Here is a 17,608-nt window from a genome sequence, read left to right on the forward strand (position 1 = left end):
TATGTTAACGGTCTTAGGTGCATATTCATGGATCAACATCAGGTTCCTTCTCGAAGGTGCCTGGGTCACAATTTTAGTTTCAGTTTGTTCGATTATCCTCAGTTACATATTTGGGATAATCTTAGGAATTATTCGCTACGTTAAAATTAAGTATTTCTCAGCGATCGTCGGCTTTATTATCGATATCATTCGTAACTTGCCATTGATCCTGATTATCTTCTTTACCTACTTTGGATTGCCAAATATCGGCTTTAAACCGGATCCGATTTGGGCGTCAGTGATTGCGATGGCGGTCTTTGAATCGGCAATGGTCGCGGAAATTGTCCGTGCCGGAATTGTTTCAATTCCAGTTGGACAAATGGAAGGTGCCAGGTCAACTGGTATGAGTTATTGGCAGGCGTTAAGGTATATCATCTTGCCGCAAGCCATCAAGAACATGATTCCAGCGATCGTTAGTCAGTTTATTTCGTTGGTCAAGGATACGTCTTTGGCAACGATCATTGTGCTGCCGGATTTGATGAACCATGCGCAAATCATCTACGGGCAAAACACTAACTACACGATTCCAATGTTCCTGGCGCTGGCGGTCATGTACTTCATCGTATGTTACTCATTGTCGCTGTTGTCGCAGTACCTCGACCACAGATTGGGCACGGCAAAGAAGTCGGGCGAAGTCGTAGAAGTGGTGCAGGGAGCGGAAAGATAGAGAGTGTGACGAGGGCTGGGTGATGCGGTTTCTAAGTCAACTTTGATTTAAACCCCGTTTTTGGGTTTGAATCAAAGTTGACTTAGAAGTTAGCATCAGGCCCGTCGGAACACATTTCGACCAGGTAAAAGGAAACGCAAAACTAGGACTTACGCTAACCAGAGTGTGACGAGCAACGTTTTGACACGCCGAGTAGGCTAGGCGGTTTCACAGCCGTCGGAGAGCTAAGTGCGCTTTTATTTAAATCCTGGTTTTGGATTTGAATAAAAGTGTCTTAGATCGCAGTGTCAGTTGCGTCAGAACACGTTTCGACTGGATAACAGCAAAGCACCAGACTAATCAAAGTTGGCTTAGAAGTTAGCATCAGGCCCGTCGGAACACGTTTCGACTAGGTAACAGTAGAGCGACAACTAACCAAGTGTCAGTTGCGTCGTCCACAGGACTAGACACTGCACTACGTTTGCGGTCGTCGGAACACGTTTTATCTAGGTAACAGTAGAGCGACCACTCAAAAACCGGTCTCAAAAAAATCAAACACTCAGCTCAACCAAACAAGGGCCACCAACGCACAGTTGGTGACCCTTGTTTTTGATTTATTATCCAGTTAATCCAAAACCTCAATTTTCCTGACATCCACCAAATCGCTCATCTGGCGAATAAACTCATCCGGATCCATCTTGTGCCGCAGTTTAACTCTGACTTCCAGTGAAAAAGCGTCGGGTTTGTACGACAAGATTCTCATTCGGAGATCCGTGCTGCCAATCGCTCTGAGACGGTCAGGCAGCTCGTCCATGGACGCCAATTCGCCGTTAAAGGTTACTTGTAGGCGCAGCATTGAACGGTTCGGATAACGCTTAAATGCCCGAATTTGACGGACAATGGTTTGCGTAATCAAGATGCAGAGCGTTCCAGCGATTCCAATGACGTACATATCGGCCCCAATTGCCAGGCCAATGGCAGCCGTTGCCCATAATCCCGCAGCAGTCGTTAGGCCGTCAATTTTATGGTTTCGGGTGATAATTGCACCGGCACCGATGAACCCAATCCCAGTCACAACCTGAGAAGCAATTCGGGATGGGTCTAAGCTGACGTCCGCGTGGTTGATGACATCAAAGAAGCCATATTTGGAAATAATCATAAATAGTGCGGAGCCTACTGCCACCAGCATATGGGTTCTAATCCCAGCGGTTTTTAATCGAACCTTGCGTTCGTAGCCGACCAGGCCTCCGCAGATTGCGGCCACAAACAGCCTTAAAATCCATTCCAATTGATATAACACGTATGCGGTCATTGGCAGCCCTCCTTTACTGAATATTTTTCTTAATTATAACGCCAAGCTTATTAGAGACCAAAAAAGACAACCGGAAATGGTTGTCTAATCAAAATGGATCAATTAATCAAAAACATACACTTTACTTTCATACGGCCGTAACTGGGTTCCTTTATCATCATCGTAATTACTGATCAGTAACTTGGAAGTTGTCGGCTGGCCGTAATCTCGCGTAACCGGAGTCGCTGTGAAATTACTAATGACCAGCAATGTTTGACCTTGGTAGTGACGACGATAGGCAAATACGGCATCGTCTTGAGGGTCGATTTCTTCATAAGACCCGTATTTAATCAAATCAGAATCATGCCGTAATTGGATTAATTTTTGGTAGTGGTAAAAGACGGATTGCTGATCGTCAACGGCCGCTTTGGCGTTAATTTCGGTGTAGTTAGGATTCAGTGCGAACCACGGCTTCTCATCCGAAAAGCCGGCGTTTTTGCTTGCGTCCCACTGCATCGGCGTCCGTGCGTTATCACGTGAGCGACTGGCCAGATATTTCAACATGGTCGTTCCATCAACTACTTTATCCTGATCCACCAGTTCATGATAGGAATTAATTGATTCCAAATCTTCATACTGGTCAAGGCTGGTGTAGTGGACATTGGTCATACCAAGTTCTTCTCCCTCATAGACGAATGGCGTTCCCTGCATCATGTGCAACGTCGTGCCAAGCATTTTGGCTGCACGAACCCGGTACTTTGGGTCGTCGGTCGCAAACCGTGAAACGGCCCGGGGCTGGTCATGATTGTTCCAGTAAAGGCTGTTCCAACCCTTGCCATCGAGTGCTTTTTGCCAACGAGACAGGGCCTGCTTTAATTCAATCAGCTTAACGGGCGTATCATCCCACTTGCCCAAACGGGGATCGGGATTCGCCGACAACTGAACGTGTTCAAACTGAAAGACCATGTTCAGCTCATTGCTGTCAAGGCCGGTATAGGCAATTGCATCTTCCGGCTTGGAGCTGGGCATTTCGCCGACGGTCATCACGTCATAGTGTGATAGGACTTCTTCGTTCATTTCGTGAAGGTAGTCATTTAATTTCGGACCGTCTGCAACCAGTGGTTCGACAATTGCGTAGTTGGCCGGCTCTGGTGCATCTGGGAGGCCGTTTGGCTTTGAAATCAGATTGATAACGTCCATTCTAAAGCCGTCGACGCCCTTGTCCAGCCAGAAACGCATGATCTTCCAAACCGACTGCCGAACAGCTGGATTCTCCCAGTTTAAGTCGGGTTGACCAGGAGCAAACAAGTGCAGGTAATATTGCCCACGTTCAGGAACGTACGTCCAAGCCGAGCCACCAAATGCTGCTCCCCAGTTGTTCGGCTCATGACCGTCAACCGGATCGCGCCAGATGTAGTAATCGGCGTATTGGTTATCCCGGGATTGTTTGCTTTCCTGGAACCAGCGGTGTTGATCAGATGTATGGTTGACAACCAGATCCATTAATAGTTTCATACCATGGTTGTGGATTTCAGCGAGCAATTCGTCAAAGTCTGCCATGGTGCCGTATGTCGGCAAGATTTTTTCATAATCAGCGATATCGTAGCCGTTGTCTTTGAGCGGTGAATCGTAAATTGGATTGAGCCACAACACGTCGACGCCGAGCTTTTGTAAATATGGCAGGCGCTTGATGATCCCGTGAAGGTCGCCAATCCCGTCATGATTGCTGTCTTGAAAACTCTGTGGATAAATTTGATAAACAACTGCATTTTGCCACCATTTGTGTGTCATATTAACGTCATACCTCCATATTATTTGTTAGTTGATTTGTCTGAAAGGGCCGGGTGAATGATGCCGACCATGAATGCACCGATAAACATCATGATACCGGCAATCACAATCATACCGGGCATTGATTTGCCGATCAGTGGGAAAAGTGCGAAACTGGCGACTGACGCGATGATCTGTGGTAAACAGATGCCGCAGTTGAATAGTCCCAGGTAGGCCCCTTCATTTTCACCATTCAACGATTCGGTGAACAATGAGAGTGATTCGGTTTGCATGGTCAGGTAACTCATGCCGATTAATGCAAACGGCAAAATTAACATCATTTGTGAGTGAATAAAGAAGATCCAGATGAAACCGACGCCACCCATGATGAGGCCAATTCGGAACCATAATTTTCGCTGAGTGGGTTTGGTGCGTGAGAGAACCGCAAAGCCCCAAATAACGGCTGCCAATGACTCCACGGTAGTCATGATTCCAAACCAGTTACCGGCGGCTTGATACCCAGCTGAAGCAGGGTTGCTGGTATTCCAAACGTTTTGCGCAATGGCGCCGGTTCCATAAGTCCAAAGATACTGAAAAGCAAACCAGTCAAATAGTTGAACGGCGGAAACTTCCCAGAATGAGCGTGGGGCTTTTTTGACCAGTGACCACAGACTCGCCTGTTTTTTATGTTGGTCCTCAGAAATTCCGTGGTAACGGGCGTATGTGATGGGGTCGTATTCATGAACCGACCAGATGGTGTAAACGGAAGTGGCCAGTAATACTGCCGCTCCGATGTAAAAAGCCATCTTGACGGACATGGGCACTTCACCCTTGGGCGCCACGTTGGAGACCCCAAACCATGTTAATAGAAATGGGAAGACCGTTGCAAGGACGCCGCCCAAATTTGAAAACGACTGCTGCCAAGACCAGGCTTTATCCTTTTGGTCTTCATTGACCATATCACCAATGATCATCTTAAATGGCTGCATGCAGACATTGGAAGACAAATCCATGAATAAGATGGTGATTGCGCCGAACATCAACGCAGCCAGTGACGCATAACCGAAGCCAAACGAGCCGGCATTTGGTAGCAGAATCATCACGATAGCAGCGATTGGTGCGCCAATCATTAGATAAGGCATTCGCCGACCAAATCGGTTCCAGGTCATATCTGAATATTTTCCAATTAATGGCTGAACAACCATTCCCGCTAAAGGCGGAAGAATAAAGAAGAAACCAAGCTTGGTCGGATCTGCTCCGATCGTTTGAAAAATTCGGCCCATCTGTGAAGACTGAAGCGAAAAGGCCATATTAACCCCGAAAAAACCAAATGTCATGGCAAAGATCGTGCTGAGCTTCAGCATTGGCAGTCCTTTGGTTTTAGGTGCCGGTTGCTCAACTTCAGCAGTCAGTTGTTTTCCGATCTGTTCTTTTGCAATCATAAGAATTCCTCCCTTGGATGTTGGTTTCTGATTCAACTTGGCCAATTCATATATTGAAAAAGAAAACGTTTACATGGATGATAATAACATCAAGAGTAACCGTTTGCAATGCTTTTATATCAAAAACACAAACGTTTGTGGTAATAATTGTCAGAACCCTTGTGGTATAATGGATTTCAGAATCTTTACTTCGCATTGTGCACAGAGGGGTGAATTAATGGCTGCTACAATTAAAGATATCGCTAAAATATCCGGGGTTTCTCCGGCGACGGTATCACGGGTGTTATCGAACCAACGCGAATTTTATTCTGAAAAGACTGCCAAAAAAGTCCGAGAAGCTGCGAAAAAATTAGGCTATCAGCGCAATACCAGTGCCGTTGAATTGGTCACGCGCAAGAGTAAAGTGATTGCGGTTCTTGTGAGTTCGACGCAAACCAACTTTTCAAATGAAATCTTGAACGGAATTCAACAAGAGGCCCAGGCTCATAATCTGAGCGTGATGATTATTTTTGCCGGCGAAGGGGATCCTGATCTACAGGCAAAGGCGTTACGAACCGTGATCGAACGCTCTGTGATGGGAATTTTACTGGTGGCTGTTGATTTGGCCCCTGAAAACGATGGGTTGCTGGAAAGTGCCAACATTCCATTTATTTTTATTTCAATGACGATGAAAAATACCAACTTTCCGTTTATTTCTTCAAATGATTTTGACATCGGTTATCAGGCGACTAAGTACCTCATCAAACACGGCCATCAAAAAATTGGCTTTGCGGCAACTGACCTTGATTCGTTCGTTGGGAATTTACGGTATGAAGGTTATCGCGACGCAATGCGCGACAATCAGCTGCCATTTAAGCAGCAGTGGGTCTGTGGCGGCCATTTTACCTATGAGGACGGCGTTAACGCCATGAAGCACTATGGTCCGGATACCGAGTTGACCGCAGTCATTGCCTCCAGTGACTTAAGTGGAATTGGGATTTTAAATCAGGCTAATCTATATGGCATGAGCGTTCCCAATCGATTGGCCATATTGACGATTGACGGGACGCAACTGTGTGAGATTGTCCGTCCCAAATTGTCCAGCGTTACCCAATCCTTCTTTGAGATGGGGGTTAAAGGGATGAATATGCTGGTGAGTGAATCCATGAAAGAATTTTATTCAATGTATACGCCCATTAAGATTGTTGAACGTCAAAGCGTTTAGGGGGTAATCAAAGTGAAAGCTGTTGTATTACGTCATCCGGGCGGGCCAACTGCTTTATCATAAGGCGGTTGTGTTGCCTTAAGGGTGTTTAAAATTCATAGCAAAAAAGGGACTATCAGCAAACGTTGCAATTTGCTGATAGTCCCTTTTGTTTTGGTTTCAGATTAGTCGTTTTCGTCGTTTAATGAGGCTTCCTTGTCCGCTGCAGCTTGTTGTTCGCGGTACTTCTTACTCTCGTAATAAAATACTGGAATTCCAACGGCGACAAAGATAAACGATGTCAATACGCCTGGCAAATCAGACATGATTTCACTGACAATCACGAACAGTGAACCACCAATCGCTAAAATCGGTGTCAATGGGAAAAGCGGTGTTGAAAAGACCCGATGCTGATTAGGGTTTCGCTTTCTCAACAAGAAGACGCCGACAAATGCCATGACGTAGAAGCAGTATACCGTGAAGATACATAGTTCTGATAACCGGTCAGCGTTGGAGAAAATGATCATGATCGTCACAATGACCAATTCAGTGACAGTTGAAAAAATTGGTGTGTGTGACTTTGGGTGTAAGTATGACAACGTCTTTGAAAATGGCAGTTGGCCACGTTTGGCCATGGCATACATAATCCGTGGGAAAGTCATGATCTTCCCGTTCATACAGCCGACAATTGAGATGATGATTCCAATACTCAAAATCTTACCACCAACTTGGCCAAATGCTTGATTAGCAATGTAAGGAATGGCGCTGGTTCCCAACCGATGAATTTGTTCAGCTGGAACGGAACGGTAGACACCATAGGAAACCAATAGGTAGATGACCAAAACGGCTAAGATACCCAGTGTAATTGCTTGTGGCAACAGCTTTCTGGGGTTCTTAATTTCACCACCCAAGTTGGCCACCAGGATCCAACCATCAAAGGCAAACAAAGTCGCCAAGATGGCAACCCCGAAGTTTCCGGCTGACTGGTGAACGTGAACCAGGCTTTGACCAAAAGCACTTTCGTTACCAAAGAACAGGCCAAAGATGATCAATGCGGCAACCGGGACCAATTTACAGATCGTGGTAATAATAGCAAACGTTGCACCGTAACGGTTCGAGAATAAATTTAAGATACCGACTAAAACAATCGTCCCGATTGCCAAAATGGCGTTGTACTTACTTGGAAAGCCGAAGAAATCTGATAATAAAATGGCCAGATAGGCACCAAGTGAGGCAATCATTGCAGGTCCATAGATAATGATCTGCATCCAACCGGAGAGAAATCCCCACAATTTGCCGTAAATTCGTTCCATGTAAACGTAAAGACCACCGGTTTCCGGCATCTGGGAGGCGATTTCGGCAATGGTTAAGCCGGCTGTAATCGTAAGCAGGCCGCCTGCAAGCCAGGCAACCAGAGCCATGGTTGTTGAGCCGGCGTCGTCCAAGACGGCAGCTTGGCGAACAAAGACACCGGCACCAATAATCGTTCCAATAACGAGGGCTAACGCTGACCAGAGACCAAGATCTCTATCCAGCGTGACTTCTTTTTGTTCTTTCATGCGTTTAATTCCTCTCTTTTCATGTCAAAATTCAAAGCAAAATCATATCAGAATTGATTAGCTGTGACAAGCAACCCTATTCTGACGGTAAAATATACTTTTCAAATCGCTTGGCATCAACATCATTCAGCTCAGCAGTAATAACCGTACCATCATCTCGATAATCGGTTTTTTCGATGTTGGTATTTTCGTTTAGATATGAAACCACGTCACCTTTGCTGAAAGGAATCAGCAGTGACAACTTTTGATAGTTTTTGAAAATCTTTTCTTTAATCATCTTGGTGAGTTCTTGAAGGGACTGTTCGTCCTTGGCAGACATGATTAAGTTATCGCCTTCTCGGGAAGGAAATGTGATGTCCATCTTGTCAGCCTTGTTTAACGCGACAATCATTGGTACGCCGGTAACTCCAATTTCATTCAAGGTGTCCTCAGTTGTCTTCATCATCAACTCACGGTGGGGATCCGAGTAATCAACCACTTGAATTAACAGATCAGCATTAGCAGCTTCAGAAAGCGTTGACTTAAATGCTTGGACCAATTGGTGGGGCAGTTGACTGACGAATCCGACGGTATCACTTAATAGGAAACGTTTTTGATCGGGCAGGGTCAACTTACGAACCGAGGTATCCAAAGTGGCAAACAGCATGTTTTTGACCATAACTTGTTTGTCTTCGTTCTCACCAAATAGGTTGATCATCCCGTTCATCACGGTTGATTTACCGGCGTTAGTGTAACCAACAAGGGCAACTGTTGGCATTTCACTGCGGTCACGTTGTTTACGCTTGGTTTGATCAGCCTTGGCGGTTTCTTTGAGTTCCTGATTAACGTGCGTAATCCGCTTCTCGAGTGTCCGGCGGTTCAATTCGTATTGAGATTCACCGGCACCACGGTTGGTTGCGCCACCGGCACCACTACTGGTACCGGTTTGCTGGTCCAAGCGTTGACTGGCACTGGTGTGCAGCCGTGGCAGTTGATATTTTAATTTAGCCAACTCGACTTGAAGTTTGGCTTCCCGCGATTGCGCCCGGTTGGCGAAGATTTCCAAGATGAGGCCGGTTCGGTCAATAATTCGTGCATGCGTATTTTTTTCGATATTTCGAATCTGGCTGGGAGATAATTCGTCATTAGCCACGATGGTATCAACGCCATCGTCAATGACAACCTGAGTCAGTTCTTCAATTTTTCCCTTACCAAAATAAGTGGCAGGGTCTGGTCGATCTAATTTTTGAACCAAGGTTTCGACAACCTTCATATTGTTGGCTTCAGCCAGATTGTTCAACTCGGTCATTGAATAATCAAAGCTGCTGGCGTTTCGGTTCAAACCGATTGTAACGACAGGAGTTAAAGTTTCTTGTAAATCCATGTGGTGCCTCCTAATAAATTATGTGTTCAAGTATAACACACAAATGTAAATAATTTGTAGACAAAGTGCATCGGAGATTGAATCAGAGTATGATTCTGTAGAAAGACTTTAACGAAGAATCAAGGATTATCATTTAAAATTAATCGACGCTGACAGTGATCTCATGAAATTGTTCGCAATCGGTTGCTATTGCGCAATTGAATCGATTACAAAATGATATTGATTTTAATTAAAATTTAATTTAGAATGTAAAGGTTCACAGATATACATAATACAAGAAGGGAAGTTTCATATTTTATGAAGACTAAATCATTATTAAAAATTGGTGGGGTTGGGTTACTCACGGCGCTTGTATTAGCGGGGTGTGGCAGTAAGTCCTCTGATTCCGGTGCCAAGAAGCAGACGGCCAATTGGATGGTTGCGGCTAACATCAACACCATGGACGCATCCAAGATGACCGATTTGATTTCGAGTCAAAACATCAATGCGACAAATGAAGGCTTGCTGCAAATGTCCAAGAATAATACGGTTATTCCTGGTGTCGCTAAGAACTACACTGTTTCAAAGGACGGAAAGACTTGGACGTTCAACCTGCGTCATTCAAAGTGGAACGATGGTAAGCCGGTAACGGCCAAAGACTTTGTATACTCTTGGCAACGAACGGTGAACCCAAAGACGGCATCACAATATGCTTACATCTTTACCAACATCGAAAACGCCGATAAAATCAATGCCGGCAAGATGTCACCTTCCAAGCTGGGTGCCAAAGCCGAGGGTGACTACAAGCTGGTTGTTCATTTAATCAAGCCGCAAAGTTACTTTAAGTACATGGTATCGCAAAGCTACTACTTCCCAGAGGAAACTTCTGTGGTCAAGAAATACGGCTCATCATATGGAACCGATTCGCAAAAGAATGGTTATAATGGCCCATTTGTCCTCAAGGGTTGGAACGGAACCAACGATACCTGGAAATTAGTTAAGAATCCGAAGTACTGGGATGCCAAATCAATTAAGCTGGATACATTGAATATGCAAGCAATTAAGGATCCAAACACAGCGCTTAACGGTTTCCAAAGTGGCAAGCTTGATTTCACGACTTTGAGTGGCACCCAGGTTAAGCAATACAAGAACGATAAGAACTTCCATCTATACAAGCAAGCTTCGATTTACTACCTTGAAATGAATGAGAAGAAGTTCCCGATGTTTAGGAATAAGAATATTCGAAAAGCCTTCTCGCTGGCAATTGACAAAAAACAACTTGCTAATAAAGTTTTAGCTGATGGTTCTCAAGCACCAAAGGGCTTTGTTGCTGACGATATGTCTCAACATAACGGCAAGGACTTTGCGGATGAATCATACGTCCCAAGCGCGGTTTCATACAATTTAGCTCAAGCCAAGAAATACTGGGCAAAGGGCTTGAAAGAAACTGGCAAGAAGTCGGTTAACCTGACATTACTTTCAGATGACACCGACGTTGCCAAACGGTCAACCGAATTTGTTCAAAGTCAGTTAACCAAATTGCCGGGTGTTAAGATCACCAATCAAAACGTGCCTTATAAGACACGTCTGTCACGTTCAGCCAGCGGCCAATTTGATTTGGTTATCACTGCTTGGAACGCTGATTACCCTGATCCAAGCAACTTCTTGGATATCTTAACTTCCAAGAACGCTTACAACAACGGTAAGTGGAGCAACGCCAAATATGATGCGCTGGTTAAAAAATCAGAGAGTACAGACGCTGCCAACGAAAACGCCCGTTGGAAAGATATGGTTCAAGCAGAGAAGATCTTGATGAACGATCAAGGAATTGTGCCTCTGTATCAACCAGCAATTTCAACGTTGATGAAATCAAAGGTTCACGGCGTTCAGTTCTTCCCAACAGCACCGCAATGGGATTGGTCCAAGATTTCAATTAAATAATTTTAAAAGTGTGGCAAAAAGCAAATTGCTGCCCAGTATAAGAAAAATAGCCAAACATCCAGGATATGGGTGTTTGGCTATTTTTGATAGCTGGAAGCGACTGGTTGGAATTTAGTGAAAATATACATCAATCATGCATATCAAACATTTTGAAGGCTCACTAATATAGTGAGTAATTCATTGACTCATTCTGTGAAACGATTTACTCCTGGTCCGATCATTTATACGATTGGAAGGGACATATTAGATCGAACGATTTTGACCAATCTTTTTTGCCGATCGTAAAAAGTGAAATGCATTTCCTAAACAACCGTGGTTAACCGACTTTGGACTTCACAATTAACCACCTATACCAATTAGGGACTGTTACAAGGCAATAAAAGTCGCAGGATGCATTGCTTTTAATCAAATTTTAATTTAAAATAAGACTATCACAAAATAAGTAATTCATATTGAGAAGGGAAGTATCGCGTTATGAAAATTAATTCATTAGCGAAGCTCGGTGGGGTAGCGCTCGTTTCAGCACTTATCCTTGCAGGATGTGGCAGTAAGTCGTCACAAGGAACCAAGAAGCAAGAAATCAATTGGATGACACCATCAGCAATTCAAACGATGGATACATCTAAGATGATTGATTTATATTCAGCACAAGTTGCCAATGGTACCAACGAAGGGCTTCTTCGAATGGCCAAGAACAACAAGGTTGACCCTGGTGTTGCCAAGAGCTACAGCGTATCAAAAGATGGTAAGACATGGACATTTAATTTACGTCACTCCAAATGGAATGATGGCACTCCAGTTACCGCCAAAGATTTCGTCTTCTCATGGCAAAGAACCGTTAAGCCTAAGACTGCTTCACAATACGCTTACATATTTGCCAACGTTAAGAACGCCGAACAGATTAATGCTGGTAAAATGTCACCTTCAAAATTGGGGGTTAAAGCAGATGGTGACTACAAGTTCGTTGTTACTTTGGACAAGCCACAAAGTTACTTTAAGTTCATGGTTACCCAACCTGAATTCTTCCCACAAAATTCTAAAGTTGTGAACAAGTATGGTAACAACTACGGAACTGACTCAACTAAGAACAGTTACAATGGTCCATTTATTCTTAAAGGCTGGTCAGGGACTAACGATACTTGGAAGCTGGTTAAGAACACCAAGTATTGGGATGCCAAGAAAGTTAAGCTCCAACAAGTTAACTATCAAGCTGTTAAGACACCTTCAACCGCTTTGAGCAGTTATCAAAGTAACAAGCTTGACTACACCACTTTGAGTGGAACTTTGGCTGCCAACAACAAGAACAATAAGGCATACACAGTGTTCCCACAAGCTTCAACCACCTATATGGAATTTAACACTAAGAAGATCCCAGCACTTAGAAACGTGAATATCCGTAAGGCGATGGCATTAGCGATCGACAAGAAGCAAATGGTTAACAAGGTTATGCAAGGTGGCGATATTACACCTAAGGGCTTTGTTCCAGCAAGTATGGCTAAGCACAACGGCAAAGACTTCGCTGCTCAAGCCTATGTCAAAGCTGGTACAGACTACAATTTGAAGGAAGCTAAGACCTTATTCGCAAAAGGGATGAAGCAAGTTGGCAAGAAGTCATTGAGCTTGACATTGATGGGTGCAGATGATGACGATACCAAACGTGCAACTGAATTCGTTCAAAGTCAATTAACCAAATTACCAGGTTTGAAGATTACCAACTCAAACATTCCATTCAAGTCAAAATTGACCAAGATGGAAAATCAACAATTTGACATTGGACTTTCCGCATGGATTGCCGATTACCCAGATCCAAGCAACTTCTTGGATTTGATGACTTCAGACAACTCTTACAACGATGGTAAGTGGTCCAACAAGGAGTACGATGCATTAGTTAAGAAGTCAGAAGACCAAGATGCCAACAATGAAACTGCTCGTTGGAATGATATGGTTCAAGCTGAAAAGATCTTGATGAATCAACAAGGAGTCGTTCCACTTTATCAACAAGGTCAAGCCGCATTGGTACGACCTTCTGTAAAGGGTGTTCAAGCATTTACCACCTCACCACAGTATGACTTTGCGAAAGCATACGTTAAGTAATTATTAAATGAACAGTTCGATGTATTTGAGGCTGGTTATTGAAATCCGGCCTCTTTTACATTATTATGGGGTTTATGAAAAAATAGTGACAACATAATTAGAAATGAGAGGAACACTTATGGCAAAATACTTGGGAAAACGAATATTTTACATTATTCTGACCTTGTTTATCGTCAGTACAATTACCTTTTTCATGATGAAGCTAATGCCTGGTACGCCACTGACTAACCAAGCCAAGTTGACACCAACACAGATTCATCAAATTTATAAGCAGTATGGGTTGGATAAGCCGGTTTGGCAACAGTACCTGGTCTACCTTGGTGGGATTATCCATGGTAACTTCGGGACTTCATTCCAGTTCAGTAACCAACCGGTCTCTTATCTGATTTCAAGCCGACTTGGCCCATCTCTTATCATTGGTGGCCAAGGAATGGTTTTGGGTGTGATTGCTGGATTGATCGTTGGTGCAATTGGTGCCATCAAAGCGAACACTTGGATTGATACATCAGCGACAATTCTGTCAATTCTGTTTATTTCAATTCCATCCTTCGTTTTGGCGGTTCTTCTACAGTATTACCTGGGACTGAAATTACGACTGTTTCCAATTGCAGACTGGGGCGGGTTTATGTATACCGTCCTACCGACGTTGGCCCTGGCCGCGTCGCCGTTAGCTGAAACCGCCCGATTTATGCGGACGGAAATGGTGGACGTGTTGAGTTCGGATTATATCGAACTCGCCAAAGCCAAGGGGCTCAATAAAGTTGGAATCATCTATCACCACGCACTGCGGAATAGTTTGATTCCAGTTGTCACAATTGTTGGGCCACTGGCTGTTAACATCATGACCGGTTCAATGGTTGTTGAAAACATCTTCTCAATTCCTGGTATTGGTGAGCAATTCGTTAAGTCGGTTTTGACCAACGATTACCCAACTATCATGGGACTGACCATTGTCTATAGTGCGATGCTTTGTGTTGTGCTGTTAATCACTGACATTGTTTATGGATTAATTGATCCACGAATCAGAATTAATAAGTAGGAGGGAGAATAATAATGGCAGACAATGCAAAACAGGCTTCAGCCGACGATTTTACACCATTAGCCGGTTCAGACCGCGCTAAATTAGATGACGAAAAAATCGCAACGCCATCCTTAACTTTCTTACAAGATTCGTGGCGCCGATTACGTAAAAATAAAGCAGCGATGATTTCATTGGTTATTTTGATCATTTTATTCATCTTAGCTTTCTTCTCATTTATCTTTGAAACTCATAATCCAAATGCCACAAACCCCAACTTTGCTAATTTACCACCAAAGATTCCGGGAATTGACATTAATGGGTTTAACGGAACGATTGAACAATCCGGCGAGCGGGTGAATGCTTATGCTCAAGCCCACGCCGGTAATCACTTCTACATTTTAGGAACGGATTACCTTGGTCGTGACCTGTTCTCCAGAATTCTTTATGGAACTCGAATTTCGCTTGAAATTGCTTTGATTGCCAGTTTCTTCGATTTGGCAATCGGAGTTGTTTACGGCATTACTTCCGGCTGGGTTGGCGGTCGAGTTGATACCTTGATGCAACGAATCATTGAAATCATGTTGTCAATTCCTAACCTGGTTGTCATGGTTCTGTTGATTTTGGTATTGAAGCCAGGGATGAGCGCAATTATCCTTTCAATCGCCATTACCAGTTGGATTAACATGGCCCGACTGATTCGAGCGCAAACGCTGGAGCTTAAGAACCAGGAATTTATCCTGGCGGCCAGAACATTGGGTGAGAGCTCTTGGAAGATTGCCTTCAAGCATTTATTGCCGAACTTGAGTAGTATTATCATCATTAACTTGATGTTTACGATTCCAACCGCAATTTTCTTCGAAGCCTTCCTGTCATACATTGGAATTGGTATCAGTGCACCACAAGCATCACTTGGTACTTTGATCAACGATGGCCAGAAGAACTTCCAGTTCCTGCCATATCAAATGTGGTATCCAGCGATTGTGCTGTCCGTATTAATGATTGCATTTAATATCTTGGGTGATGGGCTAAGAGATGCCCTTGATCCAAAGAGTAGAGAGTAGGTGTTTTGAGATGGAAAACAAGAATGATGTACTTGAGGTAAGAAATCTCAAAATCAACTTCAATACGTATGCAGGAACTGTTAAAGCGATTCGAGACGTCAGTTTTGACCTGGCCAAGGGAGAAACCTTAGCGATTGTTGGGGAATCCGGTTCAGGAAAAACTGTTACCACAAGAAGTATTATGGGATTAAATTCTCCCAATGCCGTTATCGACAGCGGGACAATCATGTTTAAGGATCAGGATTTATTAAAGAAGACGCGAAAACAAATGGACCAAATTCGGGGACGCGATATCGCCGAAATCTTCCAGGACCCGATGACGTCACTGGACCCAACCATGAAAATTGGTAAACAGATTGCTGAACCGCTAATTATTCATAAGGGCATGAAGCGTGAAAAGGCCTATGCCCAGGCATTGGAAATGATGAAATTAGTTGGGATTGATAACGCAGAGCAACGAATCAATAATTATCCCCACCAATTTTCAGGTGGGATGAGACAACGGATTGTGATTGCGATTGCGCTGGTCAACTACCCTGAAATTTTGATTGCTGATGAGCCGACGACTGCCTTGGACGTAACGATCCAAGCTCAGATTTTGGATTTGATGAAAGAATTACAGGCGAAGACCAATACTTCCATCATTTTCATTACCCATGATTTGGGAGTCGTTGCCGGCATGGCTGATCGAGTTGCCGTTATGTACGCCGGCAAGATTGTCGAGTACGGAACGGTTGACGAAATCTTCTATAATCCAAAGCATCCGTATACTTGGGGGCTCTTGAATTCCATGCCAACTATGGATACTTCCGGAACCGAATTACCGTCGATCCCCGGAACGCCGCCTGATTTATTGGATCCACCAAAGGGAGACGCCTTTGCACCCCGAAATCAGTATGCGCTGAAGATTGATACCGAAAAGGAGCCGCCATTTTTCAAGGTGTCTGACACCCATTATGCTGCAACCTGGCTGTTGGATCCGCGGGCACCAAAAGTCACTCCGCCTGCACCAATTATCGAACGTCAAAAGCATTACGCCGAACTTGTTCATCAAGAAATTGATAAGAGCAAGGGCACACACGTTGAAGAACAGGAGGAGCAACTGTGATTGACTATTCAGACGAAAATAAAATTTTACAGGTTGAACATTTAAAACAGTATTTTAACATTGGTAAACCTAATGAAGTCCGCGCGGTTGACGACATTACCTTTGACGTGTACCGTGGCGAGACATTTGGCTTGGTAGGCGAATCCGGATCAGGAAAGACGACAACTGGTCGGGCAATTATTCACCTGTACGAACCAACTGCCGGCAAGATTATTTTTGACGGTCAAGATGTCTCTCAGCTTAATACCAAGAGCAAGCGTCAATCGTTCCGACGGGATATGCAGATGATTTTCCAGGATCCCTACGCATCACTTAACCCTCGGATGAAGGTTAAAGATATCGTGGCTGAAGGAATTGATATCAACCACTTGGCTAAAGATGATGCCGACCGGTCCAAACAAGTTGAAGACTTGCTTGAAACCGTTGGATTGAACAAGGACCATTCCAGTCGTTACCCCCATGAATTCTCTGGTGGCCAGCGACAACGAATTGGGATTGCCAGAGCCTTGGCCGTTCAGCCACAATTCATCATCGCTGATGAGCCAATTTCAGCACTGGATGTTTCGATTCAGGCTCAGGTGGTCAACCTGCTCAAGAAGCTGCAGCGGGAACGGAATTTGACCTACCTGTTTATCGCCCATGACCTGTCCATGGTTAAGTACATTAGTGACCGGATTGGCGTTATGCATTACGGTCGAATGTTGGAAATTGCCAGCTCGGATGAGATATATGCCCACCCGCTGCATGATTACACGGCAAGTCTACTGTCGGCTGTGCCAGTGCCGGATCCAGAGTACGAGCGGGCACGGGTGCAGATTCCGTATGATGCCAGTCAAGAATTTGACGGCAAGGAACGTTCGCTAGTCGAAATTGTCCCGCATCACTGGGTTAGAGCCAGTGAGGATGAAATTCCGATGTATAAGGAACGGGCGGAAAGTAAGTCGAGGTTAAAGAAATAGAGTGTGACTCAAACCGCTTAGACTCCGAGCATTAATGTGATAACCAGCTATGGCGCTGTCTTTGCGCCAAAGCTGGTTATTGGATTAAGCGGAGGAGTCTGGTTTGAGGAACACGTTTCCACTAGGTAAAAAGGAAACACAAAACTAGGACT

At 44.3% G+C, this 17,608-nt stretch carries 13 protein-coding genes; 8 read left to right on the plus strand and 5 right to left on the minus strand.

What is annotated here, in order from left to right; all coding sequences use genetic code 11:
• Position 1 precedes the first annotated feature (1 nt).
• Positions 2 to 706: an amino acid ABC transporter permease gene (locus tag FC51_RS04210; RefSeq protein ID WP_057910923.1), complete on the plus strand. Its 705-nt coding sequence runs from the start codon at positions 2 to 4 to the stop codon at positions 704 to 706.
• A 604-nt stretch (positions 707 to 1,310) separates the two neighbouring features.
• Here the strand turns inward: FC51_RS04210 and FC51_RS04215 are convergent.
• From FC51_RS04215 to FC51_RS04225, 3 genes are all read right to left on the minus strand, one after another.
• Positions 1,311 to 1,997 carry an MgtC/SapB family protein gene (locus tag FC51_RS04215; protein ID WP_057910924.1) on the minus strand — a complete coding sequence of 229 codons (687 nt, stop codon included), beginning with the start codon at positions 1,995 to 1,997 and terminating at the stop codon, positions 1,311 to 1,313.
• Positions 1,998 to 2,099: 102 nt separating this feature from the next.
• Complete coding sequence (locus FC51_RS04220) at positions 2,100 to 3,767, minus strand: glycoside hydrolase family 13 protein (RefSeq protein ID WP_057910925.1); 1,668 nt, start codon at positions 3,765 to 3,767, stop codon at positions 2,100 to 2,102.
• A 20-nt stretch (positions 3,768 to 3,787) separates the two neighbouring features.
• Positions 3,788 to 5,188: an SLC45 family MFS transporter gene (locus tag FC51_RS04225; RefSeq protein ID WP_081037566.1), complete on the minus strand. Its 1,401-nt coding sequence runs from the start codon at positions 5,186 to 5,188 to the stop codon at positions 3,788 to 3,790.
• Between the two features lie 217 nt (positions 5,189 to 5,405).
• On the opposite strand from FC51_RS04225, the gene FC51_RS04230 reads away from it, so the two are divergent.
• Positions 5,406 to 6,392 carry a LacI family DNA-binding transcriptional regulator gene (locus FC51_RS04230; RefSeq protein ID WP_057910926.1) on the plus strand — a complete coding sequence of 329 codons (987 nt, stop codon included), beginning with the start codon at positions 5,406 to 5,408 and terminating at the stop codon, positions 6,390 to 6,392.
• A 164-nt stretch (positions 6,393 to 6,556) separates the two neighbouring features.
• Here FC51_RS04230 and FC51_RS04235 read toward each other — a convergent pair whose 3' ends face one another.
• Entirely contained in the window at positions 6,557 to 7,930 is a 1,374-nt protein-coding gene (locus tag FC51_RS04235) for an APC family permease (RefSeq protein WP_057910927.1), read from the minus strand.
• 76 nt (positions 7,931 to 8,006) lie between these two features.
• On the minus strand, positions 8,007 to 9,293 hold the full coding sequence (gene hflX, locus FC51_RS04240; protein WP_057910928.1) for a GTPase HflX: 1,287 nt from the start codon (positions 9,291 to 9,293) through the stop codon (positions 8,007 to 8,009).
• 297 nt (positions 9,294 to 9,590) lie between these two features.
• Between hflX and FC51_RS04245 the strand changes: the two genes are divergently transcribed.
• The 6 genes from FC51_RS04245 to FC51_RS04270 all read left to right on the plus strand — a co-directional run bounded on the left by FC51_RS04245 (position 9,591) and on the right by FC51_RS04270 (position 17,456).
• Entirely contained in the window at positions 9,591 to 11,213 is a 1,623-nt protein-coding gene (locus tag FC51_RS04245) for a peptide ABC transporter substrate-binding protein (RefSeq protein WP_057910929.1), read from the plus strand.
• 474 nt (positions 11,214 to 11,687) lie between these two features.
• On the plus strand, positions 11,688 to 13,307 hold the full coding sequence (locus tag FC51_RS04250) for a peptide ABC transporter substrate-binding protein (RefSeq protein ID WP_057910930.1): 1,620 nt from the start codon (positions 11,688 to 11,690) through the stop codon (positions 13,305 to 13,307).
• A gap of 118 nt (positions 13,308 to 13,425) precedes the next feature.
• Positions 13,426 to 14,346 (plus strand): oligopeptide ABC transporter permease, encoded by a 921-nt coding sequence (gene opp3b / locus FC51_RS04255; protein ID WP_057910931.1) that lies wholly within the window; start codon positions 13,426 to 13,428, stop codon positions 14,344 to 14,346.
• Positions 14,347 to 14,360: 14 nt separating this feature from the next.
• Positions 14,361 to 15,389: an ABC transporter permease gene (locus tag FC51_RS04260; RefSeq protein ID WP_057910932.1), complete on the plus strand. Its 1,029-nt coding sequence runs from the start codon at positions 14,361 to 14,363 to the stop codon at positions 15,387 to 15,389.
• Positions 15,390 to 15,399: 10 nt separating this feature from the next.
• Complete coding sequence (locus FC51_RS04265) at positions 15,400 to 16,497, plus strand: ABC transporter ATP-binding protein (protein ID WP_057910933.1); 1,098 nt, start codon at positions 15,400 to 15,402, stop codon at positions 16,495 to 16,497.
• Positions 16,494 to 17,456, plus strand: coding sequence for an ABC transporter ATP-binding protein (locus FC51_RS04270; protein ID WP_057910934.1), 963 nt, complete (start codon positions 16,494 to 16,496; stop codon positions 17,454 to 17,456). Before FC51_RS04265 ends, FC51_RS04270 begins: the two co-directional genes overlap by 4 nt.
• Positions 17,457 to 17,608 lie beyond the last annotated feature (152 nt).

The organism is Lentilactobacillus parabuchneri DSM 5707 = NBRC 107865, assembly GCF_001435315.1.
In the GTDB taxonomy this organism is placed as follows: domain Bacteria; phylum Bacillota; class Bacilli; order Lactobacillales; family Lactobacillaceae; genus Lentilactobacillus; species Lentilactobacillus parabuchneri.